General features: G+C 37.9%; 12 protein-coding genes. 9 read left to right on the top strand and 3 right to left on the bottom strand.

The window, feature by feature from the left end; genetic code table 11:
* The first annotated feature begins 49 nt into the window (after positions 1–49).
* The 6 genes from C3K47_RS05620 (at position 50) to C3K47_RS05595 (ending at position 7,304) form a co-directional block, all read left to right on the top strand.
* Positions 50–2,320, top strand: a complete 2,271-nt coding sequence (locus C3K47_RS05620; RefSeq protein WP_103788134.1) for an ATP-dependent helicase — start codon at positions 50–52, stop codon at positions 2,318–2,320.
* A gap of 52 nt (positions 2,321–2,372) precedes the next feature.
* Complete coding sequence (locus C3K47_RS05615; protein ID WP_103788133.1) at positions 2,373–3,194, top strand: DUF4290 domain-containing protein; 822 nt, start codon at positions 2,373–2,375, stop codon at positions 3,192–3,194.
* Positions 3,195–3,244: 50 nt separating this feature from the next.
* Positions 3,245–4,561: a UDP-N-acetylglucosamine 1-carboxyvinyltransferase gene (murA, locus tag C3K47_RS05610; protein WP_103788132.1), complete on the top strand. Its 1,317-nt coding sequence runs from the start codon at positions 3,245–3,247 to the stop codon at positions 4,559–4,561.
* Positions 4,562–4,568: 7 nt separating this feature from the next.
* Positions 4,569–5,216 (top strand): LysE family translocator, encoded by a 648-nt coding sequence (locus tag C3K47_RS05605; RefSeq protein ID WP_103788131.1) that lies wholly within the window; start codon positions 4,569–4,571, stop codon positions 5,214–5,216.
* Between the two features lie 24 nt (positions 5,217–5,240).
* Positions 5,241–5,753: an NADPH-dependent FMN reductase gene (locus tag C3K47_RS05600; RefSeq protein WP_103788130.1), complete on the top strand. Its 513-nt coding sequence runs from the start codon at positions 5,241–5,243 to the stop codon at positions 5,751–5,753.
* A gap of 366 nt (positions 5,754–6,119) precedes the next feature.
* Positions 6,120–7,304: a C1 family peptidase gene (locus C3K47_RS05595; protein WP_103788129.1), complete on the top strand. Its 1,185-nt coding sequence runs from the start codon at positions 6,120–6,122 to the stop codon at positions 7,302–7,304.
* Between the two features lie 158 nt (positions 7,305–7,462).
* Here the strand turns inward: C3K47_RS05595 and C3K47_RS05590 are convergent, their stop codons facing one another.
* Both C3K47_RS05590 and C3K47_RS19400 read right to left on the bottom strand, forming a co-directional pair.
* Complete coding sequence (locus tag C3K47_RS05590) at positions 7,463–8,080, bottom strand: hypothetical protein (RefSeq protein WP_133159335.1); 618 nt, start codon at positions 8,078–8,080, stop codon at positions 7,463–7,465.
* A gap of 209 nt (positions 8,081–8,289) precedes the next feature.
* Complete coding sequence (locus C3K47_RS19400; RefSeq protein WP_133159334.1) at positions 8,290–8,517, bottom strand: hypothetical protein; 228 nt, start codon at positions 8,515–8,517, stop codon at positions 8,290–8,292.
* Between the two features lie 323 nt (positions 8,518–8,840).
* On the opposite strand from C3K47_RS19400, the gene pta reads away from it, so the two are divergent.
* Both pta and C3K47_RS05580 read left to right on the top strand, forming a co-directional pair.
* Positions 8,841–10,934: a phosphate acetyltransferase gene (gene pta / locus C3K47_RS05585; RefSeq protein ID WP_103788127.1), complete on the top strand. Its 2,094-nt coding sequence runs from the start codon at positions 8,841–8,843 to the stop codon at positions 10,932–10,934.
* A 57-nt stretch (positions 10,935–10,991) separates the two neighbouring features.
* A complete protein-coding gene (locus tag C3K47_RS05580; protein WP_103788126.1) occupies positions 10,992–12,188 on the top strand; it encodes an acetate/propionate family kinase in 1,197 nt (398 codons plus the stop codon).
* Positions 12,189–12,231: 43 nt separating this feature from the next.
* On the opposite strand, the gene C3K47_RS05575 is transcribed toward C3K47_RS05580, so the two are convergent.
* Positions 12,232–13,587, bottom strand: a complete 1,356-nt coding sequence (locus tag C3K47_RS05575; protein WP_103788125.1) for a pyridoxal-phosphate dependent enzyme — start codon at positions 13,585–13,587, stop codon at positions 12,232–12,234.
* Between the two features lie 323 nt (positions 13,588–13,910).
* Here C3K47_RS05575 and C3K47_RS05570 point away from each other — a divergent pair, with 323 nt between their 5' ends.
* Positions 13,911–15,725, top strand: a complete 1,815-nt coding sequence (locus tag C3K47_RS05570; protein ID WP_103788124.1) for a glycosyltransferase — start codon at positions 13,911–13,913, stop codon at positions 15,723–15,725.
* Positions 15,726–15,762: the final 37 nt, after the last annotated feature.

Below are 15,762 nucleotides of genomic sequence, written 5' to 3'. Positions count from 1 at the left end.
GTTCAATAAGTTTATTTAACTTAGCAGGCTTTTAAATTCGGGAGTTAAATTGAGTTATTTAGATAAGCTAAACCCAACACAGCGAAGTGCGGTTGAATGTACAGAAGGTCCTTTAATGATTATTGCCGGTGCCGGTTCAGGCAAAACCCGCGTTATCACTTATCGTATTGCCCACCTGATAAACAAAAAGGTTGATCCATTCAATATTCTTGCGTTAACCTTTACTAATAAGGCCGCCCGTGAAATGCGTGAGCGTATTTCGGCTATTATTGGTCCTGATGCGCGCAATATCTGGATGGGAACTTTCCACTCTATTTTTGCACGTATTTTGCGCGTAGAAGCTGATAAATTGGGCTACCCAAGCAATTTCACCATTTACGACACCGATGATAGCAAAAGTCTACTTCGTGCCATTATCAAAGAACAACAGCTCGATGATAAACTCTACAATGTAAACTTCGTTTTAAACAGAATTTCATCTGCAAAAAATAACCTTATATCAGTTGCCGAATACAAAAAGAATGAAAGTATTCAGGCTGATGATTTTTCTTCGGGCAGGGGCAAGATGGCTGAACTCTATGAAATTTATGCGCAACGTTGCTACAAGGCAGGTGCAATGGATTTCGACGATCTTTTGTTCAAAACCAATATCCTATTAAAACAATACCCTGATGTACTCAACAAATACCAGCATAAGTTTAAATACATTATGGTGGATGAGTACCAGGATACCAACTTTTCACAATACATTATTGTAAAAAAACTGGCTGCTGTTAATCGTAATATTTGTGTAGTGGGTGATGATGCACAGAGTATCTATGCTTTCCGTGGAGCTAATATTGAGAACATTTTAAATTTTGAAAAGGATTATCCTGAGCTGAATATTTTTAAGCTTGAACAGAATTATCGTTCAACCCAAAACATTGTTAGTATTGCCAACAGCATCATCAAAAACAATAAAAATCAGCTCGAAAAGAATGTTTTCTCTGAAAATGAAACTGGAGAAAAGATCAAGGTAATACGTGCATTCAGCGATAATGAAGAAGGCAAAATCGTTGCTGAATCCATTATGCAGGAACGAACGCTGAAAGGGCTCAACTACCAGGATTTTGCCATTTTATATCGTACCAACGCTCAATCGCGTTCATTGGAGGAAGCCTTACGCAAACTAAACCTTCCGTATAAAATTTATGGCGGAATGTCGTTCTACCAGCGTAAAGAGATCAAAGATCTTATCGCCTATTTCAGAATGACAATTAATCCCAATGACGAAGAGGCATTGAAAAGAGTGATTAATTATCCGGTGCGTGGAATTGGAAAGACCAGTATGGATAAGATCATTGTTCTGGCAGATGAAAAGAATTTGCCTTTATGGGAGATCGTTTCAAATATTCATCTGTATGTAAGCGGACGTGGTGTGGAGAACATCATGAACTTTGCCACTATGATCCGCAGTTTCCAGGCTTTGGCTAAAGGCAAAAATGCTTACGAAGTTGCCGAGCATATTGCCAAACAATCGGGTATAATGCGTGAACTGCATTCAGATAAATCCATTGAAGGTTTAAGCCGATACGAAAACATCCAGGAATTGCTGAATGGTATCAAAGAATTTAGTGAGCGGGAGGATATCGAAGACCGAAGCATTAACCAGTTTTTAATGGACGTGGCATTGCTTACCGGCGACGAAAAAAAGGAAGAAGAAGACAAAAATACTGTTTCGTTAATGACGATCCACTCGTCGAAAGGTTTGGAGTTCCCGCACGTGTTTATCGTTGGCTTGGAAGAAAATCTTTTCCCATCACAAATGTCGTTGAATTCACGTGCTGATTTGGAGGAAGAACGTCGTTTGTTTTATGTTGCCACCACACGTGCCGAAAAGAAACTTACGCTTACCTATGCTACAAGCCGTTTTAAGTTTGGCACCTTGCAAAATTCGGAGCCTAGCCGTTTCCTGGATGAGGTAGATCCTAAATTCCTTGATCTCGACTTTAATCCGGCTAAACAACAAAAAGAAGCAAATCCTTATATCGACTTTGGAGACGAGCGAAAAGGCTTTACTGAATTTGCCGCCAAGCCTAAGATTGCGAGCAAACCAAAAACCACACAGTTACTGGCAAAAGCGCATGTGCCAACTGATGGTTTTGCTCCGAGCGACACTTCCGATCTGCAAGTTGGCATGGAAGTGGAGCATGAACGCTTTGGTTTTGGAAAAGTTATTAATCTGGAAGGGAAGAAACCGGATATAAAAGCAACTATATTCTTTAAGGAACTTGGACAAAAGCAGCTTTTGCTTAAATTTGCCAAGTTGAGGATAGTGTAAAAACAACAATCATTAACCTATATTTGAATTTCATCTGTTTAACCATACGATAATGTCTAAAGAAGAGCCAAAGCCATTCGACTATAACACCACCCGACCACGCTTGTTAATGGCAGAGTATGGGCGAAATGTTCAAAACATGATCAACCACGTTCTCACTTTAGAAGATAAAGAAGAACGAAACAGATATGCGCAGGCCGTAATTGAACTGATGGGACAATTAAACCCGCACTTGAGGGATGTTACCGACTTTAAGCATAAGTTATGGGATCATTTATTCATTATTTCTGATTTTGCTTTGGAAGTTGATTCACCGTTTCCGGTACCTTCAAAAGAATCGATTTATGCAAAACCACATCGTTTAAAATACCCTTCAAATCATATAAAATATAAACACTACGGCAAAACATTGGAATACATGCTTGAAAAAGCCCGTACTCTGCCGGATTGTGAGCGTAAAACACAATTTGTGAATTCGCTGGCTGCCTTTATGAAAATGTCGTACATAGGCTGGAACAAAGACACCGTTAGTGATGAAACAATTGTTAACGATTTAAATGAGCTTTCAAATAGTGAACTAGACGGTGATGCAGCAGCACAGGCATTAGGAAAAATTGATTTCCGAGCTATTGCCCGCCAAACCAGCAACCGTGATACCCGTGAAGCCCGTGAAAAAATGTCGGGTAGAGGCGATAATAAAGACCACAGAGAGCAAAGGGATTATAAACGCAGTAGCTCTAATTATGGAAAAGACCGGGACAACAGAGGTGACAGAGATAGCAGAGGAGGCGACCGGGATAACAGAGGAGGACGAGACAGAGGAGGAGATAATCGCGGTTATCAAAAACCTTACAATAAACGTCCGGACAGATAACAATAACCGTTTTAATATTAACAATTAAAAACCGATACACAACAAAATAGATGAGTGCTTTTGAAATTATTGGAGGTAAAAAATTAAAGGGAGAAATTACTCCTCAAGGTGCTAAAAACGAGGCCCTGCAAATTGTTTCCGCAGTTTTATTAACTGAAGAAAAAATAACCATCTCCAATATTCCAGATATTGTTGACGTAAATAAACTGATTGACCTTTTAAAGGATTTGGGCGTAACTATTGAGCGCCTTTCAAAAGACACTTATACATTTGAAGCTAAAAACATCGACCTTGAATACTTAAATTCTGATAAGTTTAAGAAAAAAGGCGGTGCTTTGCGTGGCTCAGTAATGATTGTAGGCCCTCTTTTAGCTCGCTTTGGTAAGGCTTATATTCCAAAGCCAGGAGGCGATAAAATTGGTCGCCGTCGTTTAGACACTCATTTTTTAGGTTTCGAAAAACTGGGTGCAAAGTTTCATTATAATTCAGTTGATAACTTCTTTAGTGTTGATGCCAGCGAATTAAAAGGCACCTACATGCTTTTGGATGAGGCTTCGGTAACAGGAACTGCCAATGTAGTAATGGCTGCCGTACTAGCTAAAGGCACAACAACTATTTACAACGCTGCCTGCGAGCCTTATTTGCAACAGCTTTGTAAAATGCTTAACCGCATGGGTGCTAAAATCTCGGGAATCGGCTCCAATTTGCTTATCATTGAAGGGGTTGAAAAATTGGGTGGTACAGAACACCGCATGCTTCCTGATATGATTGAAATTGGTAGTTTCATCGGTTTAGCAGCAATGACACAATCGGAAATTACCATTAAAAATGTTGCCTACGACGAACTCGGTGTTATCCCTGAAGTATTCAAACGTTTAGGTATTAAGCTGGAACGACGTGGTGATGATATTTATATTCCTTCGCAAGAAAGTTATGAGATCGACACCTTCATTGACGGTTCGATTCTTACAATTGCTGATGCTCCCTGGCCAGGGTTCACTCCTGACCTGCTAAGCATCGTTTTAGTAGTGGCAACGCAAGCTAAAGGCAGTGTGTTGATCCATCAGAAAATGTTTGAAAGCCGCTTATTCTTCGTTGACAAGCTGATTGACATGGGCGCTCAGATCATTCTTTGCGACCCACACAGAGCTAACGTAATTGGTTTAGGACGTCGTAATCAGCTAAGAGGCATATCAATGACCTCTCCTGATATTCGCGCGGGAGTGTCATTGCTGATCGCTGCTCTTTCAGCAGAAGGTAAGAGTACCATTTATAACATTGACCAAATTGACCGCGGCTACCAGGATATTGAAGAACGCCTGAGAGCTATTGGTGCAGATATTAAACGAGTTGCCGTAAACGAATAAAACCTTAATGGAGCAACTCTATATATTTATTATTGCTTTTGTAGCAAGTTTTATCGGCTCCTTGCAATTGGGGCCGGTAAATCTTACTGTTATACAAACTTCTGTAAATAAGGACTTCCGCGCAGCTTTCTGGGTTTCAATTGGAGGTTGTTTACCTGAAATTTTATACGCAGCTATTGCTGTTGCCGGAACCAGCCTTATCGATCCTAAAAGTTCATTCTTTTTCTATGCCGGTTTTTTTATGGTACCACTACTTTTAGGACTGGGCATCTTTAAAATCATCAAATATAAAGAACCGGAAAACACTAAACCCCAGGAATATCCCTCTACCCTATTCGGTGATTTCATGAAAGGATTTACCTTGTCTATTGTAAATCCATTGTTGTTGCCATTTTGGAGTACTGTATTAATCTATAATACAAGTATCAATGTTTTCTCGCTCGACAATAAAATGGACAAATGCTTATTCGTTATTGGAGCTGCAGTTGGTGCCTTAGGCTTGTTATTGCTTTTCGCAGGTATTGCCCACTGGAAAAAGGAACGGATCAATAAAATGGTAAATGGCAATATCAATAAAGCCATTGGATGGGTATTTGTTATTTTGGGTTTAGTACAACTTGTGGTAGTGGGACTCCGATACAAGCATATGATTTAAACCCTGTTCTTTTATTGCTACTCTATGAGAATCTTAGCCATCCCCGGAAGCTTAAGGGCTAATTCATCATCAAATCAGGTATTACATCAAATTGCATCATTCCTACCTTCCTCTATTGAATTTATTATTTATGAAGGACTAAAGAATATTCCTGCTTTTGATGATAGTGAAATAGTACCGGAAAGCGTTTTACATTTTAAAAATTTGATTAAAGAAGCTGATGCCGTTTTAATTTGTACCCCAGAATATGCCTTTGGTATTCCGGGAGCACTAAAAAATGCCATTGACTGGACCGTTTCCTCCGGAGAATTGGTTGAAAAGCCTGTTGCATTGATCACTGCATCTTCTCAGGGTGAAAAAGGACATGCAGCTATGTTAAATGTATTAAACGCTTTATCTACTCAAACCCCGCCTGAAACAACCTTACTGATCTCTTTTATCCGTGCAAAACTCAATAATAAAGGGGAATTGAAAGATCAGGCTTTATTAATCGAGATTAAAGAGGTTTTGAATTCACTGATTGCCTTGTGTAAATAGCTTAGCACCAAATAAAACACTTAACTATCAATTTTTCAACAACTTACACACACCTATCCTTTCTTCTGTAAAAACCATTAGTTTCGCTTATCTAAATTTTACACCAATGCTTTATTTTGCTCTCCTTGTTATCGAATTTGTAATCATTTCGATTTTCTTATACAATATTACCCGTAATAAAGAGGAATCAGAAAGCCTTCCCTCCAATAACACCATCGAACTATAACAACAATACTACAAGTTCAAACTCCTCATTATTAAACTCTTCTTTGTAACTGAAATAATTCAGTTACAAATCGGTATTGCTATTTGCGCGCTTAAGTGAATTACTATCTTTGGCATCGCTTGAAAATATCAATCAACTTTATGAACGTTAAGAATTTATTAGCCATTCCTTTTATTGCCCTTGCAATAGGTGCCAATGCCCAGGATAATCTCGTGAACAGCTTAAAAAGCAATCAGAGCAACAATAGCAAAAATGCTTTCAACTTTACTACCGTTGTAAGTGCAGAGGCAACTTCGGTAAAAGATCAGGGAAGTTCAGGTACTTGCTGGAGCTATTCAACTAACTCTTTCCTTGAGTCGGAAATGATTCGTTTAGGTAAAAAACCTGTAGACTTAGCCGAAATTTTTACTGCGCGTAATGCTTATATTGAAAAAGGTGTAAACTATGTACGTATGCATGGAGCTATCAGTTTAGGCGATGGTGGTGCTTGCCATGATGTGGTGAACATGTATGCTAAATACGGTGCACTACCACAGGAAGTTTATACAGGCTTAAACTATGGAACTAAAAAGAATAAGTTCTCGGAAATGGCTGGCTTGACCGAAGCTATTTTGCAAGCGGTAGTAAAAAACCCTAATGGTGAATTAACTACAAACTGGAAAAAAGCCTATACCGCTGTAATCGATTCGTATTTAGGTACAGTACCTGAAACATTTACATTCGAAGGTAAATCTTATACTCCTCAAACTTTCGCTAAAGAAAGAGTGGGAATTAATGCAAAAGATTATGTTGAAATATCATCATTCAACACCAATCCATATTACGAGAAAATGACCTTAATGGTGCCTGATAACTGGTCATTGGATCAGGTTTACAACGTTCAGATGGATGATATTACCAGCATTATTGATAATGCCGTAAAAAAAGGATTTACTGTTGCCTGGGCAACTGATGTAAGTGAAAAAAGCTTTAGCTGGAAAAACGGTGTTGCTTATGTTCCTGAAAAGAAATATGAAGAAATGACTGCGGAAGAAAAAGCAACCATGTTTGATGGCCCTAAATCAGAAATGACCATTACACAGGAAATCCGTCAGCAGGCATTTGATAACTATACTACAACCGATGATCATGGCATGCAAATTACCGGTATTGCCAAAGATCAAAACGGTAAAGAATACTATATCGTTAAAAATTCGTGGGGAGAAAGCAATGACTATAAAGGTTATTTGTATGTATCCAAAAACTTTGTAAAATATAAAACCACTGCGTTTTTATTGCACAAAGATGGTATCCCTGCTGATATGAAAAAGAAATTAGGATTGTAAGCAGATACTGTTACAACTACAGTAAAAACAAAGAGAGCCTGGCAATTGCCGGGCTTTTGTTTTATAGTTTCTCAGACTTCTACCTTATTGATGCACATCGAATCGGCTATTGCTTTCTATTCAAGCCACTAAGTTCTTCGTTTTTGTAGATCCTAAAGCTATTTTTCATCTACTTTTGGTGAAATCACAGATCTACGTCCAAGCCAATCGTAACCATCTTCACTTGTAAGCCTTACAATTAATTTAGGATTTGAGTCTTTTATCTTGTCAATCTCCTCTTTTGTAAATTGATTATTGTTAATTAAAATCTTTAAGTTTTTTAAGTCCTTAATATTATTAATTACTTCCTCTCTATTCTCATATAGATTATTGCTAAGTAGTAATGTTTCAATTGCAGTTTCCTTAAGAAATTTTAAATTTTCTATCTTAAAATTGGCTAATTCGAGTTGCCTAATGCTTTTATTTTGGGGGAGCCAATTAGGAATAGTATTAAATTCAACTTCCTTTTTTACCTCTGTATTTAGTATTTCAAATTCTTTTAATGAAATCGACTCTAAATTAATTATGACCTCTTGAAATTCCTGGGGAAAATCAGACAATTTCGCATCTGGTGGAGCAAATAATAAAACTGGTCGACCAAATTTAGCAATTAAGAATCCTGCCTCATCCGCAAATAATAATTCCTCTCCATTTTCCTTAATCAAGTCAGTGTTAACTGTTTTGTAAACAAGCACAGTTCTTGGAATATAATTATCAGTGTTCTTTTTGTTTGACATATTAATTGTTTTATAATTTCCTCTTGAACATGACATTAAACAAATAATTATAAAGCAAAAAATAAAAAGATTGTGTTTTTTCATAAAATAATAGATGATCAATGATTGGGATTTAAACTCGTTATCCTAAGTCTTAGCGCAGTATGTTCACTATAGACAGTCCACCTTTATTCTCTTAGTGCTGTAATTTAAATAGTTATCTCAAAAATCTACTTCTTTTTCAGTGCAATTTTGAGAGAGAAAATCAACCAAGAGCTAACAATTGCCAAAGTCGTTACTAGCATAATCAGACTGCTTAATTGCCATAACTGATGATTAACCACTTCTTTACGAAAGTCGATATCTAAACGATACTTCATACTAAACATCAACAAACAGCCTAAACCTGAGACAAAAGATAATTTAGCAATAGTTGTTACTTTTCTTGAAAGCGTCATAACCCACCAGTTTTCAATCTATTACGGCCTTTATTCGTAAAAGTTACAAGCTTTTGTCGGGGTTTTGTAAAGTTTTATATATCCTGATTTTCACTTGACTCGTCCTGAAGTTTAAATAGACAGTAAACCAATGAAAGGACAAGACAGTTTATGGATCCCGAAGTCAATTACTATAAGAAAATAGGTAAAAACAAAGCCCGGCATTAGCTGGGCTTTTGTTTTTATCAACATGACCAATGTCATTGGGTGTACATCTATATTTCCCGATTTTTCGCTATCTTTTCATGACCGAACTCTTTTTAACATCAATAATATAAATCTGTATGACAAATGCAATATACATTGCTACTTCTGAGCCGTATACCGGCAAATCAGTAGTAGCTCTAGGGTTAATGAATATGCTATTAAGTAAAGCCAAAAAAATAGCTTTTTTCAAACCTATAGTGGACGATGACCCTCAAAAGGGTAAAAAAGATGCCACTATTGAAAGCATTCTTAAATACTTCGATCTTAACCAGACTTATAATGACACCTATGCTTTTACCAGAAGTGAGATCTTTCACATGATCAACTTCAACAAGGAAGCAGAAATCATCGATTCGATTATTCGAAAATACAAAGTACTAGAAGAAAGCTATGATTTTGTATTAGTTGAAGGTTCGGATTTTATTGGAGAAGGAACTGCTTTTGAATTCGATTTAAACGTTTCAATAGCAAAAAATTTGGGAGTGCCGGTGGTAATTGTTCACTCGGGACAGAATCGAACACCTCAGGAAATTGCAGCAGCCATTCGAACAGCTCGAAATAACTTCGACGATAAAGAAGTGCAGGTGTTGGCTGTAGTCGCTAATAAAATAAACTCTGCTCACGCATTCGAATTAACCACCTTATTAAAAGAAAACCTGCCCGCACGTATTATCCGATCAGTTATCCCTGAATTGAAGGAATTAAGCAATCCAACCATGCAGGAGATAAATGAAACCTTAAAAGCAAAGATACTTTTTGGCGAAAACAAACTTACCAATCAGGTTGACAATGCGATTGTAGGTGCGATGATGCTGCAAAACTTCCTCACCCGCCTAACTGAAAATACTTTGGTGGTAACACCCGGCGATCGGTCAGATCTCGTTATTGGTGCATTACAGGCTAATATTTCGAAAAATTATCCAGCTGTTTCGGGCTTGATTTTAACTGGAGGACTTTTACCAGGTGAACCCGTATTAAACCTAATTGAGGGTCTTGATTCAAAGGTTCCGATTTTAGCAACCGAAAGAGGCACTTTTGAAACCACTAACAAAATTGGAGCAATCCGATCAAGGATTTATGCGGATAATACAGCCAAAATTGAACTGGCCATAAATACGTTCGAAAGGTATATGGATACCCAGGAACTTGACCAGCGCATTGTAACCTTTGAAGCCGAAGGAATTACGCCAAGAATGTTCCAATATCAATTGGTAAAAAGAGCTAAAACAGTTAAAAAACACATTGTATTACCTGAAGGTAATGATGATCGTATTTTAATTGCTGCTACCCGATTGATCAATCAAGAAGTGGTTGACTTAACAATCATTGGAGATAAGTCTGAAGTTCAAGCCGCCTTTAAACGTTTGGGCCTGAGTGTGGATATCAACAAATTCAATGTTACCAAACCGTCAGACTCACCTCATTTCCAGGATTTTGTTCAAACCTTTTATGAGTTGAGAAAAGATAAGGGCGTTAATTTAGACATGGCTAAGGATATGATGAATGATGTATCGTATTTCGGCACCATGATGGTATTTAAAGGACTGGCAGATGGAATGGTTTCGGGGGCTGTGCATACCACCCAGCATACTATCCGACCAGCCCTACAGTTTGTTAAAACTAAACCGGGTGTTTCGGTAGTTTCATCGGTATTTTTCATGTGCTTGCCTGATCGCGTTTCTGTATTTGGCGACTGTGCAGTTAATCCCAATCCTACAGCTGAGCAATTGGCTGAAATTGCTATTTCTTCTGCTGAAAGCAGTCTAATGTTTGGTATTGAACCTAAAATAGCTATGCTTTCTTATTCTTCGGGTACTTCAGGACAAGGTGAGGACGTAGAAAAAGTGCGTAAAGCAACTGAGATCGCCAAAGCTAAACGTCCTGATTTAAAGATCGAAGGACCGATTCAGTACGATGCTGCCGTTGACCCAACAGTAGGTAAGCAAAAAATGCCTGATTCTAAAGTTGCCGGCCAGGCAACCGTATTGATATTCCCTGATTTAAATACCGGAAATAACACTTATAAAGCCGTACAACGCGAAACGGGAGCCCTGGCGATTGGCCCAATGCTTCAGGGCTTAAATAAACCGGTAAATGACTTGAGCCGTGGATGTACTGTGGATGATATTTTTAACACTGTAGTAATTACAGCTATTCAGGCACAGGTATAAAGAGAAAAGGATTTAAGAAAGAATGTAATCTTCAATCAACAATCAGTAATCAAAAAAATGAAAGTATTTGTTATAAACTCCGGAAGTAGTTCCATAAAATATCAGTTGTTTGAAATGCCTTCTGCAAAAACTATTTGCAGCGGGCTGGTTGAGCGTATTGGTTTGGAGGAATCCATTATTACGCATAAAGTTTTTACCGACGGTAAAGACGAAGTAATTAAAAAGAATCTCGAGATAAATGATCATGCTGAAGGGCTGAGAGAGGTCAACGCCTTACTTTCCGATGCCAAAATAGGTGTGATAAAGGATACGGACGAAATTGAGGTGGTAGGACACCGTGTGGTACACGGCGGCGAACAATTTGCCGTTACTACCGTAATTTCACATGCAGTGAAAGAGCAGATCAAAAAGCTGTTTCCGCTGGCTCCCCTGCACAACCCGGCCAATTACCTGGGAATCGATGTTGCCGAAAATATCTTCACAAAAGCAAAGCAGGTTGCAGTGTTTGATACAGCTTTCCATCAAACGATGCCTGAGGTAGCTTTTCGTTACGCTATTCCTTCTGACTTTTATTACACCCACGGAATACGTGCTTACGGCTTTCATGGAACAAGCCATAAATACGTTTCTGAACAAGCTGCTGAATATTTAAATAATAAGTCATCAAAAATCATTACTATCCATTTGGGTAATGGCTGCAGTATGGCTGCTATTGAAAATGGCAAATGCGTAGACACCAGCATGGGACTGGGGCCAATGAATGGTTTGATTATGGGAACACGATGCGGGGATATTGATCAATCGGTAATTTTCCACCTTGTAACTCAACTTGGTTATGACCTCGATCAGGTGAACAATGTACTCAACAAAAAGAGTGGCATGGTTGGACTAACCGGATTTAGCGACATGCGCGATATTACAGCCGAATTGGACAAAGGCAGTAAAAATGCAAAACTGGCCTATGAGTTATATGCCTATCGCATACGAAAATACATTGGTATGTATACAGCTGTGCTTAACGGTTTGGATGCAATTGTATTTACCGCCGGTGTTGGTGAAAATGATGCCTTAACCAGAAGACTTGCTACTCAGCATCTGGAATATTTAGGTATTTCATTAGATGAAGAAAAAAATAAGCAGAGAGAAAAAGGCATCCATGAAATTAACAAAGCCGATTCGAGAGTTAAGATCCTGGTAGTTCCTACCAACGAAGAACTGGAGATAGCACGGCAATGTTATAAACTTTTAAACTAACAAAAGTAAAAGGTCCGAAGTTTAGCTTCGGACCTTTTACTTTTTAGATATGAGTTATAATATCTTGCTGAGTTATTATATGATAAGAACCATCCTCTAACTTAACTAAAACAGCTTTATTACCGTGGTTGAGGAATTTAGTTACCTTTTTGATCGAATCATCGCCACTAACCTCGGGCAAGGCCGGTAGCATTACATCTTCAATCAATTTATTTGAGGTTAAATTATCACCGATCATCAATCTGAATAAATGACCTTCATCCAGCATACCGGCAAATTCCCCATCACGTTTAACCGGTATTTGAGAAATACCATATTTTTTCATTTTTTCAATGGCATTTGAAACCGGCTCTCCCGAACCAATAGTAACAAGCGCAGCAGGATGATCTTTTACCAGATCTTTTGCGGTAATAAATTCTTCCTGCAAAAATCCTCTTTCACGCATCCAATCGTCATTAAACATTTTCCCTAAATAACGGGTTCCATGATCATGGAAGATAACCACAACCACATCATCTTTCGTTAATTTATCTTTTAATTGTTTTAGACCTGCAATTGCCGCCCCTGCAGAGTTTCCAACGAAAATCCCTTCTTTTTTAACAATTTCACGGGTCATTAAGGCCGCATCTTTATCTGTTACTTTTTCAAACAGATCAATAATGCTCATATCCACATTCTCTGGCAAAAAGTCTTCACCAATACCCTCGGTTATATATGGATAGATCTCGTTTTTATCGAAAATACCGGTTTCTTTATACTTCTTAAATACCGATCCATAGGTATCGATACCCCAGATTTTAATATTCGGATTTTTCTCCTTTAAATACTTCCCGGTTCCGCAAATGGTTCCCCCTGTTCCAACACCTACTACCAAATGTGTTATTTTACCTTCTGTTTGCTCCCAAATTTCAGGACCGGTTTGTTCATAATGCGCTTTTGAATTAGAAAGATTATCATACTGATTGGCTTTCCATGAGTTTGGAGTTTCATTTACTAATCGTGATGAAACTGAATAATATGAACGAGGATCTTCAGGATCAACATTAGTAGGACAAACGATTACCTCTGCTCCAAAAGCTTTCAAGGCATCAACCTTTTCTTTTGATTGTTTATCAGTAGTTGTAAAAATGCATTTGTATCCTTTAATAATAGCGGCAATGGCTAAACCCATCCCTGTATTACCAGATGTACCTTCAATAATTGTATAACCTGGTTTAAGCTTTCCTTCCTTTTCGGCATCCTCAATCATTTTTAAGGCCATACGGTCTTTAATTGAATTTCCCGGATTAAAAGTTTCGACCTTGGCTAAAACCGTCGCCGGAATCTCAGCAACCAACTTATTTAATTTAACCATTGGGGTATTTCCTATGGTTTCCAAAATATTATTGTAATACTTCATGCATCGTTGTTTAATCCTCTAAATTCATAAAATTGATTTGAGAATCAAACTAAAACTTGTATTTATAATACTAAGCCCAAAAGAAGTCGGATTTAAAAAACTTAATTAAAATCTAAGGAAAAGGTTAAGCAAGGGCTATTTAATACAACCCAAAGGCATTACTTACTACTGAAATTTAAAGATTGATTTTGATATACAGCTATTATGTTCTATTTTTCATATGCCTAAGAATAAAACTGCATTTAAGTAAATTGACATAAAATTTCTTTGCATTATATATAGCGGTTTAAACTATTTCTTTAACTACATCAGTCCATTAGAAAATGCAGCTACACAAAAAACTTTTAGTTGAAATTGCCTGGGAAGTGTGTAATCAGGTGGGGGGAATTTATACGGTTATCCGATCAAAAGCACCGGCTATGGTGGAGATGTGGGGTAATAATTATTGTTTAATTGGCCCTATGTTTCCGGGCCGTATGCCGGCCGAGTTTGAACCTACCGATAAATTTGATGATGCTTTTGGCCGTGCAGTACTCAAAATGCAAAAAGCCGGTTTTGATATTCATTACGGAACCTGGCTGGTTTCAGGAAAGCCAAAGGTTATTCTTATCAATTTTGCATCAGTGTATACCCGTCTGCATGAGGTGAAATATTTTTTATGGGAACACCATAAAATAGACACTGCCACTTATGATGAGCTCGTGGATCAAACACTGGCTTTTGGAGAAACGGTAATTACCTTCCTTGATTTTTTATCGCAGCCTGGTACAACCACCAAAAAAATCTATGCTCATTTTCATGAGTGGATGGTTGCCTCTGCCCTGCCACAGATCAAGAAAAAGAAACTACCGATAAAAACGGTGTTTACTACACATGCAACACAGTTAGGACGTTACCTTGCCACCACTACTCCCCGCTTTTATGATATATTACCAGGAGTGGACTGGCACCGCGAAGCTGTTCGTTTCAATTGCTTATCGAAAGTTCTGTTGGAACGTAATGCTGCCCATTCTGCTGATGTATTTACTACTGTAAGTGAAATTACAGGTTATGAATGTGAAATTCTGGTTGGCAGAAAACCGGATGTTATTACCCCTAATGGAATTAATATTGAGCGATTTGTGGCTTTACACGAATTTCAGAATCTCCATCTTGAGTATAAACAAAAGATCAATCAGTTTATCATGGGGCATTTCTTTCATAGTTATTCCTTTGATCTTGACAATACCCTTTATTTCTTTACTTCAGGCCGATTTGAATATGTAAATAAAGGCTTTGACCTGACAATTGACGCAATTGACAGATTGAATAAGAAAATGCAAAAAGCGGGAGTGGATGTTACTGTGGTTGTATTTATAATTACCAAGCAGGAATTCTATTCCATAAACTCAAAAGTATTGCATTCAAGAGCATTGATGGAAGAGGTCAGAGATACGTGTACGGCTATCCGAAAGCAAATTGGCGATAAGCTCTTCGTTGCATCGGCCTATAATCCGGAGCAAAAAATGCCTTCTTTAAACGACTTTGTTGATGATTATTGGAAATTAAGACTGAGAAGAACCTTGCTTACCTGGAAGAATGATGAATTACCATATATTGTTACGCATGATTTGGTAGACAATAATAATGATCAGATCGTTAATCATCTACGCAGAATAAAACTGGTAAATGCCAAAAATGACAAAGTTAAAATAGTTTATCATCCAGATTTTATATCGCCAACAAATCCGCTATTTGGTTTAGAATATCATCAGTTTATCCGTGGCTGTCATTTAGGTGTATTTCCAAGTTATTACGAACCTTGGGGGTATACTCCACTTGAATGTATAGCCAGTGGCATTCCTACTGTTACCAGCGATCTTTCGGGGTTTGGTGATTATGTACTCAGTAATTTACCAAGCGAAGAATCGCATGGAATTTATATTGTTAGAAGAAGACATAATGATTACAACAAATCTGCTGAATCATTGGCCAATCTGTTGTTTTCTTTTGTGCAGCTTAACCGTCGTGAGCGGATTTCACAACGTAACATGGTTGAAAGCTCTTCGGAGAATTTCGACTGGAAATACCTCGCAAAATATTACAAAGACGCCTATTTATTGCTGATGGACGAGGATACTCCTCAACCTTCAAACTAAAAATCCCATAATAAAAAAAGATCCGGTTTTCACCGGA

The sequence above is a fragment of the Solitalea longa genome (genome assembly GCF_002920915.1).
GTDB lineage: Bacteria > Bacteroidota > Bacteroidia > Sphingobacteriales > Sphingobacteriaceae > Solitalea > Solitalea longa.
This window is presented reverse-complemented; position numbering and strand designations above follow the sequence as displayed.

Bases quoted from the DNA above. Each gene is read 5' to 3' on its own strand.
- C3K47_RS19400 (WP_133159334.1), bottom strand. From the start codon at position 8,517: ATGACGCTTTCAAGAAAAGTAACAACTATTGCTAAATTATCTTTTGTC.
- murA (WP_103788132.1), top strand. From the start codon at position 3,245: ATGAGTGCTTTTGAAATTATTGGAGGTAAAAAATTAAAGGGAGAAATT.
- C3K47_RS05575 (WP_103788125.1), bottom strand. From the start codon at position 13,587: ATGAAGTATTACAATAATATTTTGGAAACCATAGGAAATACCCCAATG.
- C3K47_RS05615 (WP_103788133.1), top strand. From the start codon at position 2,373: ATGTCTAAAGAAGAGCCAAAGCCATTCGACTATAACACCACCCGACCA.
- C3K47_RS05570 (WP_103788124.1), top strand. From the start codon at position 13,911: ATGCAGCTACACAAAAAACTTTTAGTTGAAATTGCCTGGGAAGTGTGT.
- C3K47_RS05580 (WP_103788126.1), top strand. From the start codon at position 10,992: ATGAAAGTATTTGTTATAAACTCCGGAAGTAGTTCCATAAAATATCAG.
- C3K47_RS05605 (WP_103788131.1), top strand. From the start codon at position 4,569: ATGGAGCAACTCTATATATTTATTATTGCTTTTGTAGCAAGTTTTATC.
- pta (WP_103788127.1), top strand. From the start codon at position 8,841: ATGACAAATGCAATATACATTGCTACTTCTGAGCCGTATACCGGCAAA.
- C3K47_RS05590 (WP_133159335.1), bottom strand. From the start codon at position 8,080: ATGTCAAACAAAAAGAACACTGATAATTATATTCCAAGAACTGTGCTT.
- C3K47_RS05595 (WP_103788129.1), top strand. From the start codon at position 6,120: ATGAACGTTAAGAATTTATTAGCCATTCCTTTTATTGCCCTTGCAATA.
- C3K47_RS05600 (WP_103788130.1), top strand. From the start codon at position 5,241: ATGAGAATCTTAGCCATCCCCGGAAGCTTAAGGGCTAATTCATCATCA.